Annotated in this window: 14 protein-coding genes and 2 tRNA genes; 8 read left to right on the top strand and 8 right to left on the bottom strand. The window is 59.6% G+C overall.

Going from position 1 to position 13,828, the window contains the following annotated elements:
• Positions 1-158: 158 nt before the first annotated feature.
• Positions 159-3,095, bottom strand: coding sequence for an excinuclease ABC subunit UvrB (gene uvrB / locus CFBP6623_RS08890; protein WP_080842557.1), 2,937 nt, complete (start codon positions 3,093-3,095; stop codon positions 159-161).
• A gap of 268 nt (positions 3,096-3,363) precedes the next feature.
• On the opposite strand from uvrB, the gene CFBP6623_RS08885 reads away from it, so the two are divergent.
• Positions 3,364-3,717: a DMT family protein gene (locus CFBP6623_RS08885; protein WP_003507620.1), complete on the top strand. Its 354-nt coding sequence runs from the start codon at positions 3,364-3,366 to the stop codon at positions 3,715-3,717.
• A gap of 108 nt (positions 3,718-3,825) precedes the next feature.
• Complete coding sequence (locus CFBP6623_RS08880; RefSeq protein ID WP_080841996.1) at positions 3,826-4,248, top strand: GNAT family N-acetyltransferase; 423 nt, start codon at positions 3,826-3,828, stop codon at positions 4,246-4,248.
• 17 nt (positions 4,249-4,265) lie between these two features.
• Here the strand turns inward: CFBP6623_RS08880 and CFBP6623_RS08875 are convergent, their stop codons facing one another.
• Positions 4,266-4,649: a winged helix-turn-helix transcriptional regulator gene (locus tag CFBP6623_RS08875; RefSeq protein WP_046798143.1), complete on the bottom strand. Its 384-nt coding sequence runs from the start codon at positions 4,647-4,649 to the stop codon at positions 4,266-4,268.
• A gap of 156 nt (positions 4,650-4,805) precedes the next feature.
• Here CFBP6623_RS08875 and CFBP6623_RS08870 point away from each other — a divergent pair, with 156 nt between their 5' ends.
• Together CFBP6623_RS08870 and CFBP6623_RS08865 are read left to right on the top strand one after the other, a co-directional pair.
• Positions 4,806-5,417, top strand: a complete 612-nt coding sequence (locus tag CFBP6623_RS08870; RefSeq protein WP_046798144.1) for an NAD(P)-dependent oxidoreductase — start codon at positions 4,806-4,808, stop codon at positions 5,415-5,417.
• Between the two features lie 12 nt (positions 5,418-5,429).
• A complete protein-coding gene (locus CFBP6623_RS08865; protein ID WP_046798145.1) occupies positions 5,430-5,906 on the top strand; it encodes a nuclear transport factor 2 family protein in 477 nt (158 codons plus the stop codon).
• A gap of 74 nt (positions 5,907-5,980) precedes the next feature.
• On the opposite strand, the gene CFBP6623_RS08860 is transcribed toward CFBP6623_RS08865, so the two are convergent.
• The 5 genes from CFBP6623_RS08860 to rlmB form a co-directional block, all read right to left on the bottom strand.
• The gene (locus CFBP6623_RS08860) at positions 5,981-7,345 is read right to left on the bottom strand and encodes a PepSY-associated TM helix domain-containing protein (protein WP_046798146.1); all 1,365 of its coding nucleotides are present in this window, start codon (positions 7,343-7,345) and stop codon (positions 5,981-5,983) included.
• 45 nt (positions 7,346-7,390) lie between these two features.
• On the bottom strand, positions 7,391-7,792 hold the full coding sequence (locus CFBP6623_RS08855) for a DUF2946 family protein (RefSeq protein WP_046798147.1): 402 nt from the start codon (positions 7,790-7,792) through the stop codon (positions 7,391-7,393).
• A 70-nt stretch (positions 7,793-7,862) separates the two neighbouring features.
• Positions 7,863-8,456: a hypothetical protein gene (locus CFBP6623_RS08850; protein WP_046798148.1), complete on the bottom strand. Its 594-nt coding sequence runs from the start codon at positions 8,454-8,456 to the stop codon at positions 7,863-7,865.
• A gap of 5 nt (positions 8,457-8,461) precedes the next feature.
• Positions 8,462-8,854, bottom strand: coding sequence for an acyl-CoA thioesterase (locus tag CFBP6623_RS08845; RefSeq protein WP_046798149.1), 393 nt, complete (start codon positions 8,852-8,854; stop codon positions 8,462-8,464).
• 71 nt (positions 8,855-8,925) lie between these two features.
• Positions 8,926-9,813, bottom strand: coding sequence for a 23S rRNA (guanosine(2251)-2'-O)-methyltransferase RlmB (gene rlmB / locus CFBP6623_RS08840; protein WP_046798150.1), 888 nt, complete (start codon positions 9,811-9,813; stop codon positions 8,926-8,928).
• Between the two features lie 210 nt (positions 9,814-10,023).
• Between rlmB and CFBP6623_RS08835 the strand changes: the two genes are divergently transcribed.
• The 3 genes from CFBP6623_RS08835 (at position 10,024) to CFBP6623_RS08825 (ending at position 12,370) form a co-directional block, all read left to right on the top strand.
• A tRNA-Tyr gene (locus tag CFBP6623_RS08835) sits at positions 10,024-10,108 on the top strand.
• A 25-nt stretch (positions 10,109-10,133) separates the two neighbouring features.
• Positions 10,134-10,207: transfer RNA gene (locus CFBP6623_RS08830), tRNA-Gly, on the top strand.
• A 312-nt stretch (positions 10,208-10,519) separates the two neighbouring features.
• On the top strand, positions 10,520-12,370 hold the full coding sequence (locus CFBP6623_RS08825) for an ABC transporter ATP-binding protein (protein WP_046798151.1): 1,851 nt from the start codon (positions 10,520-10,522) through the stop codon (positions 12,368-12,370).
• Between the two features lie 74 nt (positions 12,371-12,444).
• Here CFBP6623_RS08825 and CFBP6623_RS08820 read toward each other — a convergent pair whose 3' ends face one another.
• Positions 12,445-12,771, bottom strand: coding sequence for a BA14K family protein (locus CFBP6623_RS08820; protein ID WP_046798152.1), 327 nt, complete (start codon positions 12,769-12,771; stop codon positions 12,445-12,447).
• Between the two features lie 334 nt (positions 12,772-13,105).
• Between CFBP6623_RS08820 and CFBP6623_RS08815 the strand changes: the two genes are divergently transcribed.
• Positions 13,106-13,555, top strand: coding sequence for a hypothetical protein (locus CFBP6623_RS08815; RefSeq protein WP_046798153.1), 450 nt, complete (start codon positions 13,106-13,108; stop codon positions 13,553-13,555).
• Positions 13,556-13,828 lie beyond the last annotated feature (273 nt).

Below are 13,828 nucleotides of genomic sequence, written 5' to 3'. Positions count from 1 at the left end.
TTCGCCGGACGTGCTTTGTCTTTTTTACGCATTTCCGGACGTAAAGCGGCCGCGAACCTATATTGGAAGCGCTCCGGACATGATCGGAAGCTGTTCTGCCAGGCACAACGCTGAAGCGGGGGCAAATTTATCGCCCCCGCCTGATTGGTCGTTGCGCATCAGCGGCCGGGACGGCCGGTCTTTCCCTTCGTCCGGCTTTTGCGCTTCTGCTCACCGGCATCCTCGTAGGAACCAGCGCCGATCTTGCCCCGTACAAGCGGTCTTGGATCGTCCGTCGTACGCTCCGGCTGGCCTTCCAGCAGCGGTGAGAAACGTTTGCCGGGCTCGGTTTCCGGTTTGTCGGGAACGGTGCCGCGCACCGGTTTTTCGGTTCTGCCGACTGTCATTTCGTCCAGCGAGTTTCTGCGGAACAGCGGCTTTCCAGCGTCCGAGCCCGGACCCATCTCGTCCAGTGCGGGTTTGGCGAAGAGGGAGGTTGCGGCGTGTGGCTCGCCCCCCTCTGGGGATGAGATCGGCAAGCGGCTGCGTCTGTTGTTTTTTCCGCCGCCTTCAACAGCGCGGGCTTCTTCCTTGGCCATGGGGTCGTCCATGGTGGCCAATTCGGCGGCCTTGAGGCGCTTGATTTCGTCGCGCAGGCGGGCGGCCTTTTCGAAATCGAGGTCGGCGGCGGCATCGCGCATGGATTTTTCCAGCGCGTTGAGATGGGCCTGCAGATTGTTGCCGACCAGATGGCCGCCATCGGCGAAGCCCTTGCCGGAAGTGCCAGAAATATCGGCCCTTACGTGATCGCGCTCATAAACTGAATCAAGAATATCGGAGATCTTCGCCTTGACCGATTCCGGCGTGATACCGTGTTCGGCGTTATAGGCCATCTGCTTTTCGCGGCGGCGGGAGGTTTCTTCCATCGCCCGCTTCATCGAGCCGGTGATATTGTCGGCATAAAGGATGACCTTGCCGTCGACGTTACGCGCGGCGCGGCCGATGGTCTGGATCAGTGATGTTTCCGAGCGCAGGAAGCCTTCCTTGTCGGCGTCGAGGATGGCCACGAAACCGCATTCGGGAATGTCGAGGCCTTCGCGCAGCAGGTTGATACCGACAAGCACGTCGAAAGCGCCAAGGCGCAGGTCGCGGATGATTTCGATACGCTCCAGCGTGTCGATGTCAGAGTGCATGTAACGGACGCGAACACCCTGTTCGTGCAGATATTCGGTCAGGTCCTCGGCCATGCGTTTGGTCAGCACGGTGCAGAGCGTGCGATAGCCCTTGGCGGCGGTCTCACGGATTTCGCCGAGAACGTCGTCGACCTGGCTGCGGGCCGAGCGCACTTCCACCGGCGGATCGATGAGGCCGGTCGGGCGGATGACCTGCTCGGCAAAGACGCCGCCGGCCTGTTCCATCTCCCATGAGCCGGGGGTGGCGGACACCGCCACGGTGAGCGGGCGCATCGCATCCCATTCCTCGAAGCGCAGCGGCCGGTTGTCCATGCAGGAGGGCAGGCGGAAGCCATATTCGGCCAGCGTCGCCTTGCGCCTGAAGTCGCCGCGATACATGCCGCCGATCTGGCTGACGGAAACGTGGCTTTCGTCGATGAAGAGGAGGGCGTTATCAGGGATATATTCGAACAGGGTCGGCGGCGGTTCACCGGGATTACGGCCGGTAAGGTAACGCGAATAGTTCTCGATGCCGGCGCAGGAGCCGGTCGCTTCCAGCATCTCGATGTCGTAGCGGGTGCGCTGCTCCAGCCGCTGGGCTTCGAGAAGGCGGCCGGCCTTTTCCAGCTCGGCGAGGCGGCCCTTCAGCTCTTCCTTGATCGACTTGATCGCGCCGTTCAGCGTCGGACGCGGCGTGACATAGTGCGAATTGGCGTAAATCTTGACGGATTGCAGGTCGCCGGTCTTCTGGCCGGTCAGCGGGTCGAATTCGGTGATGGAATCAATCTCGTCGCCGAACATCGAGATGCGCCAGGCGGCGTCCTCAAGGTGGGCCGGGAAGATTTCGATGGTATCGCCGCGCACACGGAAAGAACCGCGCTGGAAATCCATGTCGCGGCGTTTGTATTGCTGGGCCACGAGGTCGGCCAGAAGCTGGCGCTGGTCCAGCCGGTCGCCCACCTGCATCTGGAAGGTCATCGCCGTATAGGTCTCGACCGAACCGATACCGTAGATGCAGGAGACCGAGGCGACGATGATGCAGTCATCGCGTTCCAGCAGCGAGCGGGTAGCGGAGTGGCGCATCCGGTCGATCTGTTCGTTGATCGAAGATTCCTTCTCGATGAAGGTGTCGGAGCGCGGCACATAGGCTTCCGGCTGGTAATAATCGTAGTAGGAGACGAAATATTCCACCGCATTGTCGGGGAAGAAGTTCTTGAACTCCGAATAGAGCTGCGCGGCCAGCGTCTTGTTGGGGGCAAGGATGACGGCCGGGCGCTGCGTCGCTTCAATGACCTTGGCCATGGTGAAAGTCTTGCCCGATCCCGTGACGCCGAGCAGCACCTGGCTGCGCTCACCGGAATCGATGCCTTCAACAAGGTCGGCAATGGCGGTCGGCTGGTCACCGGCGGGCAGGTAGTCCGAAGCCATGCGGATCGCGACGCCGCCTTCTGATTTCGGCGGCCGGGCCGGGCGGTGCGGCGTCCATAGCTTGCCGTCCTTGAACAGCGGATTGCCGCTCTCGATTAGCTTCGACAGCGCATCCACCGTGGCGGTGACGGCGCCCGGGGCGAGATTGGCGGCTTCTTCCAGCGACACATCCATGCCTGCCACCGGGTTGAGGCCGGCGGCGGCGCGGGTTTTCGGATCGCTCGACGCGCCGATGGATACGCCGCGCGCAGTTTTGGACGCGGTGGTGTTCTTCGCCGTCCTGGAGGCTGCCTTTTCCGCTTCCTTGCGGGCCTCGATCTCGATCTTCTTGCGGTGCTTGCCCGCTTTCGAGGCGATTTCGCGCTGGGTTTCCACCGAACCCGCCTCGGCTTCCGCCTCAAGCTGCTTCACCCAATCGGCGACGCTGCCGCTGAGCGGCGCACCTTCGAATGACGATTGCGGAGCTTCCTCGAAGCCTGAGGGCGAGGAGGTGGACTTTTTCGGTGATCTGGCCATGCGCGAAATATGGAGGGAGTCACGCATAAAGGGAAGGGGATGCGGTGAAAAAATGAGTACAAAAAGGAAACGAAGCGTGTGGAACAAAATTCGGCCGGATGCGTTGCGTAGCGGCTGAAAACAGCTTTGCTCAAATCCGTAGAAAATCGATTCCGGTTTTCAGGCGGATGCGCTAGAGCAAATCCATACGGGCAGAATGAGGGTTCCCTTCTGACTGCCTCCTCCTGCCGCATTTCCTGACATCCTTCCCTTTTTTCCAGGACCCATCATGCCGTTTTCAATCAGCCCTGCCCATATCTGGCCTGTCCTGATGCTTATCGCCTCCAATGTTTTCATGACCTTCGCCTGGTACGGCCACCTGAAGCACAAGGGCAGCGCGCTCTTCCTGGCGATTGTCGCCAGCTGGGGCATCGCCTTCTTCGAATATGTGCTTGCCGTTCCCGCGAACCGCATCGGTTCGGAGGTCTATTCCACCGCGCAGCTCAAGACCATTCAAGAGGTCATCACGCTTGCGGTCTTCGCGCTGTTTTCGATCTTCTGGCTGAAGGAAAGCATCACCATCAATCATGTGATCGGTTTTGCGCTGATCGCTTTCGGTGCATCCTTCATTTTCCGGTCCTGAAGACCGACGGGAGAGGCTGGCGCTCTGCCGGTCCGGAACCAGTCGCAGCGGATATGAGGTGATGTACCGATGAAAATACGGCCTGCACAAGTTGACGATGCAATGGGAATGGCGGCGGTGCAGAACGAGATATTCTCGGCCGGCCTCAGAAAAGCACCGACGGATATCACGGCGGTGCTGGAGAATTACATCCAGCACGCCGACCGTATCGAATGCTCGGTTGCCGAGGACGATGACGGACGTATTCTGGGCTTCCAGTCACTGCGTTATGCGCGGGAGGACAATCCCTATGGCGTGGCGGAAGGCTGGGGCATCATCGGCACCCATGTCAGCCCGCAGGCGGCGCGAAGAGGCGTGGGATCCGCCCTCTTTGCGGCAACGCGCAAGGCGGCGGAGGCGCGGGGCCTTCAGAATATCGATGCCAGCATCGGCGCGGACAACATGCTCGGGCAGCATTATTATGAGGCCATGGGCTTCACGACCTATCGTCAGCCGGAAGGGCTGGTCTGCAAGGTTTATCGGCTGGGATAGACGCGGCCTGCTTACGGTCAGCCGCGATTGTCGTTTTCGGAATATTGCAGGCGGGCCTTGCAGATGCGGACATGGTTCTCGTCCGCCCATTGCACCAGCAATTGCATCGGCACCAGAAACGAACGGCCGAGATTGGTCAGTTCATATTCCACGCGCGGCGGCACCTCGGCATAAAGCGTGCGGCGGATGAAGCCATCCTCTTCCAGCCGCTTCAGCGTGCGCGACAGCATCTGCTTGGAAATATCGTCGATCCTGCGGTTCAGTTCGTTGAAGCGAAGCACGCCGCCCTGTAGCGCTTCCAGAACCAAAAGGCTCCATTGATCGCCGATGCGATCCAGTACGTCCCGGATCGGGCAGGGTTGCTCGAAGGTGAAGATTTCCTTTGTTTGCGTATCCGTCACTGTTCTTACCCCTTGCCCTTTTTCACCCATCAAGGTCATCGCCATGTGACCAGATCAGCCGCCGCTGACTTCTTGCGGCTATGGTTGCGATATCATAGCTCTCTTTCGCGGTCTATTATTTAGACCTATAACGATAGTGACGAAAGGACAGAAGCCATGGCTAAAATCGCGCTCGTCGGCGCTTCCGGCAATGCCGGCTCCCGCATTTTGAAGGAACTTTCCGACCGGGGGCATCAGGTAACGGCGATTGCCCGCGCTCCTGAAAAGATCGCCAGCCTGCCGAATGTGGTGGCCAAGAAGGGCGATGTTTTCGATCAGGCAGCGCTTTCGGAGCTGCTGAAGGGTCACGATGCCGTGATAAGCTCGGTGCACTTCACTGCCAGCGATCCCTTGAAGCTCATCGAGGCCGTGCGCGCTTCCGGCGTTCAGCGTTATCTCGTGGTCGGCGGTGCCGGCAGCCTTGAAATCGCGCCCGGCCAGCGCGTGGTCGACCTGCCGGATTTCCCGGCCGCCTACAAGGCTGAGGCTACCAAGGGCGCGGAGTTTCTTGATCTGCTGAAACAGGAAAAACAGCTCGACTGGACCTTCCTGTCGCCTTCAGCCGAATTCGTGCCGGGGGAAAGAACCGGAAAATTCCGCATCGGCAAGGACAGCCTGCTCAGCAATGATGAGGGCAGCCGTATTTCCTTCGAAGACTATGCGATCGCGCTTGTCGATGAAATCGAGAAGCCGCAGCATTCCCGCCAGCGTTTCACCGTCGGTTATTGAGAGGTATCATCCATGAATTTCGTAACACGCCGTCTTGCCATCGCCGCTTTCGCCCTCGTGCCCGCTTTGGCGGCCGCGCCTGTACTTGCGCAAACCGCAACACGGGATTTCGCGCAGGAAGAAGCCAACCGCAAACTGGTGATCGAGTTTTATGACACGGTCTTCAACAAGCATGAGGTAGACAAAGGCGCCGCCGTCCTCGTCGACAGCTACAAGCAGCATAACCCGATGGTGCCGGACGGCAAGGCGCCGTTCGTCAACTACTTCACCGGCTTCTTCAAGGAGAATCCGCAGTCGAAAGCGCGTATCGTTCGCAGCGCCACGGATGGCGATCTGGTCTATCTGCACATCCATTCGACGGAAAATGAAAGCGATCGCGGCAGGGCTATCGTCGATATCTTCCGTGTCACCGATGGCAAGATCACCGAACATTGGGACGTGATCCAGCCGGTGCCGGAAACGGCGGCGAACAACAATACGATGTTCTAAGTCGGGCTTTCCTTGATATCGAGGGTGACAGCCGGGATTTTCGCCCGGCTGTTTCCATTTTAGAGCACGCCGTTTTAAACGGCACGCCTTCTCTGGCGAGACTGTACTATCAGATCCAGCGCCAGCATCACCAGCAGGCTTGCGCCCACCAGCGGGAACATGAGGCCGCCAATGGCGAGCAGGGCGATGAGGCCGCGCAGCGCACGTTTTTCCTGCGGCAAAGGTGGTACACCGAGCGAGCCTTTCGGGCGGCGTTTCCACCACATGATGCCGGCTGACATGGCAAGCAGCACGATGCCGATGCAGGCCATCACGAGGACGATCTGATTGGCGAGGCCATATTGCTGGCCCAGATGCACGTTGATGCCCCATTCCAGCGCCTTGCCGAGCGGGCCGTAATCGGCGTAGCTCATATCGATCAGCGGCTCACCGCTATATTGGTCGAGGTGGACGACGCGTTGCTTCGTCAGATCGTCAGGATAGGCGGAGCCGCTATAGACACCGGACGATTTGATGGGAAGGGAGACGGCGTAACCGGCAGCGAGGCCCAAGCCGTCGAAACGCGCAATGGCTGCATCGATCCCGATCGGTTGGCCGATGGTGGACGCAATGGATTCGGGGATTTTTGCCTGCTCCAGCGACCAGCTTGTTTTGGCCACGTGATCGAGATGGTCACCGGACATCGGAACATCGGTGCGCACGCCGGCCGGATATCCGAAATTGCTGCCATTCGCCCATTCATTGACCTTTGCGCCCCACACGCCCGACCATGGCATGCCGGTGACGGCGAGGAAGACGATGAAAAAGCCGACGAAGATGCCGGTGACGGCATGGGTATCGCGCCAGAAGACCCGCTTTTTCGGCGTGCCGCGCACCGTGACGACACCGCCCGTCTGTTTTCGCGGCCACCAGAGATAGATGCCGGTGGCGACGAGAAGGATCGACCAGCCGGCGGCGATCTCGATCAGATAGCGGGCATAGGTGCCGAAATATTTCAGGCTGTGGAGATAGCGGATCGTCCACATGACGGTGCCGCGATCCGGCAGGGAGCCGGCAACCTCAGCCGTATGGGGATTGACGTAGACGGCGCGCTTGCCATCCGTCGTATTGACGGTGATTTCCGTCGAGGCACCCGGATCGGCCGGGGTCGTATATTTGACGGCGGTGCCGGGAACCGCAGCAAGTGCAGCGGCAACAATTTCGGAAGGAAGCGCTTTCGGTGCGTCTTGCACCATCTCTATCCGCTTCAAATCCGAATGGATGAGGTTATCGAATTCGTCCCGGAAGAGATAAAGGGCGCCGGTGACGGCGAGCGATATCATGAAGGGCAGGACGAAGAGACCGGCATAGAAATGCCAGCGCCACACGGCGCGGTAAAGATTGATGGACGAGGAATGCGCAGGCGCGCGCTCGCCCTCAAAAGAGGTCGTAACGGACATGGATGTCTCCGCAAGAAGAGTGATTTCCGGCAGGCCGGGATTGTTTCAGTTTTGCGGAGGGGTGGGCGGTGCGCGTGGGCGTGATTCCAGGTTCGGCGGCGAGGGCGGCAATGCCGCGTCGAAGTTCAAAAAGGCAACTTCGTCCGTCGTAACGACCCTGTCTGCGCGTTCGACAGGCGTAACCGGAAGGGTGGCTATGGTGGCCGATGCCAGCCGGCACAGCGTTCCGCAGCAGTCGGCGGCAATTTTGCCTGCCGGGTCCTGCTTTGCGGGCCCTTCCGGCATGTGGCTGGAACAGATGACCTCATCCGTCGCAAGCGCGGCCATGGCCATGTTGCCGCTGGTCAGGCCATTGGCGAGACCCTGCAGGAGGAAAAGCAGGACGGCCAGCGTGGCGATGGCGCCCGCCGAGCTTCTGTCCTGCATGATCCTGCGAATATGTCCCATACGGCCGGAATGCCATAGTCGCGGCTAAATGTCACCGCGACACAATGACGGCATCAGGGCGTTGCGGTCTTCAGGCCAACAGGTCGTAGGTGCGGAAAATCCAGGCGATCTGATAGATCAGCGCGAAGACCACCAGGAACCGGTGGAAGCGGCGGTTGCCGATGAAGGCGGCGGACGTGAAAAGAACGACGTAAATGGTTGTACGGATGAGATATTCCGGGCCGAGCGTGGCGAGGTAGTCCTGTCCCTTCAGCAGCGTGTCACCGACATCGGTGACGAAAAGCGCTGCCAGAAAACCGAAGAACCAGCTTTTGCGGGAAAAGAAGTAATCCTCATATCCTTTATATTCCTTCATGTCGGTGGGAAACAGCAGCACGCAGAGGAAATAAAACAGCGAGCAGAACAGGATAAGGAACAGGAAGGCGCCGAAGCCCAGCACGTGGCCGGTGGCGGAAAGCCGGTGCTCCCACCACCAGAAATGCACCAGCATCAGAAACAGGAACGCCACCCAGCCGAGATGCAGCGGATAGATGCGTTCCTTCTTTGGATGTTGCACGAAACCGGCAAGGCCGGTCAGCAGGCGGGCGAGGCTGAGGCCGACCACCATGCCCATGACGGCACGGATGTGCGAATAGGCTTCCGCGGCGTTGACGGCGGCCTCCATCGTGCCTACTCCGCCGGGGGAATGGGCGTCGGCTGCCCGTTTTCGTCCATCGCCACCATGATGAAGGTGCCAGCGGTGACCTTTTCCAGCTTGTCGAAACGCGAGCGCTGTGCCCAGGCCTCAACCGTCAATGTGATGGAGGTGCGGCCGACGCGGGCAATATCGGTATAGATGGACAAAGTATCGCCGATCTTCACCGGCAGTTCGAAAGCCATTTCCTTGACCGCCGCCGTGACCACGCGACAGCGCGAGCGTTCCGCTGCGCGGATGCCGCTCGCCAAGTCCATCTGCGACATGACCCAGCCGCCGAAAATATCACCGGCGGGATTGGCGTCGGCCGGCATGGCAAGTGTCCTGAGCGTCAGCTCGCCGGTCGGTTTGATGGTCTGCTCGGTCATGTTGAAATTTGCTCCTTGCGAAAAAGCGCAGCATGCGTTGCGCTTTGGGATTTCGCAAGGAAGGGAAAGCGTCAGGACGACGCTTTGCCCAGAAATTGCTGCGTTGCGTAAAGGGCGATGGCCGCCGCATTCGACACGTTAAGCGATTTGATCTCGCCGGGCATATCGAGACGGGCGAGCGCCGAGACCGTTTCGCGAGTCTTCTGGCGCAGGCCCTTGCCTTCGGCTCCCAGCACCAGCGCGACTTTTGCGCCGCTGAAGGTCTGTTCGATGGGGGCGGGACCTTCCGAATCCAGCCCAACCGAAAAGAAGCCGAGCTTGTGCAGCTCGCCCAGAGCATCGGCCAGATTGGTGACCTGGATATAGGGAATGAGTTCCAGCGCGCCGGAGGCGGATTTTGCCAATACGCCTGACTCGGTCGGACTATGGCGCATTGTGGTGATGACGGCACCGGCGTTGAAGGCAACCGCCGAGCGCATGATGGCGCCGACATTGTGTGGATCGGTGACCTGATCGAGCACGAGGACGAGCGGGCTGTCCTTCAGCGCGCCTAGCCTCTTGACCGGCAGTGGCTTCGTTTCCAGCATCACGCCCTGATGGATCGCCTCGGGGCCGAGCACCTTGTCGATATCCTGCGGGGAAACCATCTCGACCGGGAAGGGCTGGGCGTCCGCCTCACCGATATCCAGACGCGCAAGGGCATTCTGGGTGACGGAGAGCTTGACGATCTGCCGTTCGGGATTGGCGAGAGCGGCGCGCACGGTATGCAGGCCGTAAAGATGCACCTGATCCGGTGCAAGCTGCGGCGGCTTCCAGTCGTCCGCATCGCGGTTCCTGCGCCTCTGCTGCGGCGGAGTGGGGATTTCGCCCCTTTCGCGCTTGGCGTCGCGTACGGCGCGGCGCAGGGTGGCGTAGTGCGTATCGCGGGTGGATTTGTTGTTGGGATCGTCTTTGCTCATGGCGCCTTATATCTCCGCAAAGAGGCGCGCACCAGCCCCCGCGATAATCCACAGGGCTGTAAAGATGTTTGAATTTTTTCCCGAAAATTCGTGAAAGGGCGTGTTGACAGAAACGAACGAGGCCGTCATATACGCGCCACAGACGACGCAACGGCGCTTCGCCGCAGCGAAATCTTAAAGAGCTTGGTAGCTCGATCCTAGCAGAACGCTGGAGGGATGCCCGAGTGGTTAAAGGGGACGGACTGTAAATCCGTTGGCTACGCCTACGTTGGTTCAAATCCAACTCCCTCCACCATTCTGCACGGATCGAAATCACCACCGCGGGTATAGCTCAATGGTAGAGCAGCAGCCTTCCAAGCTGAATACGCGGGTTCGATTCCCGCTACCCGCTCCAGCTATTCTCCCCATAAAATCAATGACGTCGATTAAGCGCGGATTTCACAGCGTTTTGCCTCGCCTGTGCAGAAGCGAAACGGTGTTCGCCCGCAATCATCTTGCCTGTCGAGCCTGCCGATAATCTGCATCGGAATCTCGGCCACCAGGCCGTCATGGCGTCATCTGTAGATTCGACACCATGTTTGAGCGCTTTGCCGCGAAGGCGGCGTCCGCCATTCTTTGCAATTGAGGTCAAAGGCCGGTCATGGTTCCATGCCGGGCGCGTAACTGATTCCTCCCCGTCGATACCAAGCTGTGATCCGAGAGGCCCATGTCGATTTCAGATACGATTTTTCGCCCTTTCGAGACATTGATACGGCCACTCGAGATTCCCTTCCGCCCGTTGCCGTCGAAAGGCCCCGTGGCGGTGCTGCTGCATTTCATTTCGATGTTTCGTGGCGTCCTCATTGCTCTCGCCTTGTCGTCCATGGCGGTGGAAGCCATCAATCTCTCCATCATCTGGGGATTGTCCGTCATCGTCGATGGCGTGACGGCGCATGGCGCGGAGGTTTTCCTGCGTCATGAATGGCGGCTGCTCGCGGTCCTCGGACTGTTGATCTTCCCTGCCATGCCGATAGCGTCGTTTCTTCTCAATACCCTCAATTCGCACACACTGGGCATTGCGATGCCGGCGGCCATCCAGTGGCAGGGCCACAAGGCCGTGGAGCGGCAGGATCTCGCATTTTTCCATGAGCTTTATGCCGGGCAGGTCGCCTCGCGTCTTTCGCAGGTCTCGTCGGCGGTTCAGCAGCAGATCATCAATGCCTTCCAGACTGGACCGCGCTTCCTGCTGCAGATGGTCGGCTCTCTTGCGCTCCTTGCCGCCTTGTCCTGGCAGCTGGCGCTGCCGGTGTTCATCTGGATCGTGCTGAATGTGGGGCTCGCCGTTAAACTGGCTCCCGTCTTCACGGAGCGGTCGCGTCGTTCGGCCAAACAGAAGAGCCTTGTCTCGGGTGCGATCACCGATCTCTACAGCAATATGCAGATGATCAAGCAATTTGCCGCTGAAGACAGCGAGGCGGGCGCAATCCGCCGTATCCTGAACAAGGCGGTGCAGACGCAGCACAGGGAGCAGCGTGTCTACCGCGCGTCCGAACTGGTTGTCGTGGCGCTCAACATGGCGTTATGGCTGGCAATCCTGTCGGTGGGTTTTTCCGGTCTGGTGAAGGGCTTCATCACGGTCGGAGAATTTGTCGGCGCCGTCTATATATTGCAGCGGCTGTCGGGTCACACATTCACCTTCCTGCAAATGGGCCAGCAGATATTCCAGGCGATCGGCACGATCAAGGATGCCATGCCTGTCATGACGACGCCGCCGACCATTATTGACAGGGCAGGCGCGGCGGAACTGAGTGTTTCGAGCGGGGATATAAATTTCGACCATATCCGCTTTGCCTACAAGGCTGGAAAGCCGGTGATTGACGACCTGTCGCTGACGGTGCGCGGGGGAGAGAAGGTCGGGCTCGTGGGCCTTTCCGGCGCGGGAAAAACGACGCTGGTCAATCTGCTCCTGCGGTTTTACGACATTCAGGATGGTGCCATTCGCATCGACGGTCAGGATCTCCGCGATGTCTCACAGACGAGCCTGCGCCGCAATATCGGGGTGATTGCGCAGGACGTTGCGTTGCTGCATCGTTCCGTCGGCGACAATATCCGCTACGGCCGACCGGAGGCGACGCTCGAGGATATCGAGCAGGTGGCGAAAGTTGCGAAGGCGGATGGTTTTATCGCCGACCTCGCTGATAGCGAGGGGCGCAAGGGATATCAGGCGTTTGTCGGGGACCGCGGCATCAAGCTTTCCGGCGGACAGCGCCAGCGGGTCGCCATTGCCCGCGTGCTTTTGAAAGATGCACCCATTCTGATCCTCGACGAAGCGACATCTGCGCTGGATAGCGAATCCGAAGCCGCCATTCAGGAAAAGCTCAACCTGGTGATGGAAGGCAAAACGGTGATCGCGATCGCGCACCGCCTGTCGACCATCGCGAGAATGGATCGGATCATCGTGCTGGATCACGGCCGAATCGTCGAAGAGGGGCGGCCGGAGGAACTGGTCGAGCGGGACGGGCTGTTTGCGCGGCTCTGGAAGCGCCAGATCGGCGGCTTCATACCGGAAGACGAGTGATCAGACAGATATGCGTTTGCCGCAAACGTGTTGGGTGCCACCCACCATTTAAAATCGCTGTTCTCTAAGTCGGATCAATAGGGGGAAAGACACTGCGTGCGTGTCCCTGCAGGGGCCATATAGCTGTTGTCGGTCGGATGGTAGGACGTGTATCGCGCCGCACACCATTTGACATGGTTTATCTCCGCCTGCGACAGGGCGTAACCATTGGAGGTGGCTTCCTCACCCTTTCCCGCGGCGAAGGCGGATGCGGGGTAGCTGTGCTGGTTCGAATTCTGCGCCTGTTCCGGCGGTTCATACGCCGGCTGTATGAGGCTCAGCGCATGGGCTGGTATGACGGAAGCGCCAGATAATGCGACGCCAAGAGCGAGTGCGGAGATAGTCTTCGGCATCCTCAACATCGATAAATCCTCGTTATTCGTTCGGGATGCTAACGAAAATTTAGGAAATTCGTTCCGTGAGAGGGTTGACGTCACACGAATACGTGATTCTTCGAGATTGGCGGAAAGGTGGAGCGGCGGGATTGGACCGGCTGCTTCCTGGGCTGTTGGTCATTACGCGTCCACGCGCAAAATGTGAGGCGGCATGACGCCGTCTTCACCAGGACGATGCCGTGTCGCGTGAGCAGGTTTCATTTCCCGTCAATTCGACTTTGCGTCCTTCCCGCACTGCTCGTTGACAAGCGGAAAATCCGGTCGGATAGTCGGCCGGCAATCATGCAAACGGGAGTCTTCAATGTTTAACAGGGTTGTCATTCTCTCATCCTTTGCGCTGCTGGCATCGGCAGCGTTCGTCTCCCCCGCAGCCGCACTCACCATGAAGGAGTGCAGCGTGAAATATCAGGCGGCGAAAGCCGACGGGTCGGCCAAGGACGTCAAGTGGAACGACTATCGCGCCAAGTTCTGCGGCAGTGAGGCGGCGGCCGAGGATGCGGCTGACGATAAGCAGGTCGCGGCCACCACAGACAAGGAACCCGCAAAAGCGACGACAAAGGCCCCGAAGGGCGTCGCTTTCCCGAGTGCTGTCGATAAGAAATATTCAAGCGAGACGCCCGGCAAGGCTCGCCTGAAGACCTGTGTCGACTCCTATCACAAGAACAAGGATGACGGCACGCTCGGCGATCTGAAGTGGATCCAGAAGGGCGGCGGCTACTGGAGCCTGTGTAACACGGCGCTGAAGAGCTGATATGGGGCAGGGCGGCGGCGGACTGCCGTCGCCCGACCATCAGACTGATTCCAAAATCATATCGGCAGGCGGGATACCGTTTCAGCCGGGGAGGGCGTGTTTGAACTTCCTCCGGAGTTGTGCGCCTTTATCTCTTTTGCAAACCCTGCCGGCAATGGCGGGGTTGTGTTCACGCGCCGTCCATCGCCAGACGGGACAGAGGTGGGGCAATGCCCCCAATGGTCAGGCGTGGCGGGGAGGGACATCCGGGCCCTTGGGCAACCCCGTTTTCGG

It is taken from the genome of Agrobacterium tumefaciens, from assembly GCF_005221385.1.
GTDB lineage: Bacteria > Pseudomonadota > Alphaproteobacteria > Rhizobiales > Rhizobiaceae > Agrobacterium > Agrobacterium tomkonis.
Note: the sequence above shows the minus strand (reverse complement) of the source record. Positions and strands in the feature narration are given on the sequence as shown.

Bases quoted from the DNA above. Each gene is read 5' to 3' on its own strand.
- CFBP6623_RS08860 (WP_046798146.1), bottom strand. From the start codon at position 7,345: ATGTCCGTTACGACCTCTTTTGAGGGCGAGCGCGCGCCTGCGCATTCC.
- CFBP6623_RS08885 (WP_003507620.1), top strand. From the start codon at position 3,364: ATGCCGTTTTCAATCAGCCCTGCCCATATCTGGCCTGTCCTGATGCTT.
- CFBP6623_RS08815 (WP_046798153.1), top strand. From the start codon at position 13,106: ATGTTTAACAGGGTTGTCATTCTCTCATCCTTTGCGCTGCTGGCATCG.
- CFBP6623_RS08820 (WP_046798152.1), bottom strand. From the start codon at position 12,771: ATGTTGAGGATGCCGAAGACTATCTCCGCACTCGCTCTTGGCGTCGCA.
- CFBP6623_RS08880 (WP_080841996.1), top strand. From the start codon at position 3,826: ATGGCGGCGGTGCAGAACGAGATATTCTCGGCCGGCCTCAGAAAAGCA.
- rlmB (WP_046798150.1), bottom strand. From the start codon at position 9,813: ATGAGCAAAGACGATCCCAACAACAAATCCACCCGCGATACGCACTAC.
- CFBP6623_RS08825 (WP_046798151.1), top strand. From the start codon at position 10,520: ATGTCGATTTCAGATACGATTTTTCGCCCTTTCGAGACATTGATACGG.
- CFBP6623_RS08845 (WP_046798149.1), bottom strand. From the start codon at position 8,854: ATGACCGAGCAGACCATCAAACCGACCGGCGAGCTGACGCTCAGGACA.
- CFBP6623_RS08865 (WP_046798145.1), top strand. From the start codon at position 5,430: ATGAATTTCGTAACACGCCGTCTTGCCATCGCCGCTTTCGCCCTCGTG.
- uvrB (WP_080842557.1), bottom strand. From the start codon at position 3,095: ATGGCCAGATCACCGAAAAAGTCCACCTCCTCGCCCTCAGGCTTCGAG.
- CFBP6623_RS08870 (WP_046798144.1), top strand. From the start codon at position 4,806: ATGGCTAAAATCGCGCTCGTCGGCGCTTCCGGCAATGCCGGCTCCCGC.
- CFBP6623_RS08850 (WP_046798148.1), bottom strand. From the start codon at position 8,456: ATGGAGGCCGCCGTCAACGCCGCGGAAGCCTATTCGCACATCCGTGCC.
- CFBP6623_RS08855 (WP_046798147.1), bottom strand. From the start codon at position 7,792: ATGGGACATATTCGCAGGATCATGCAGGACAGAAGCTCGGCGGGCGCC.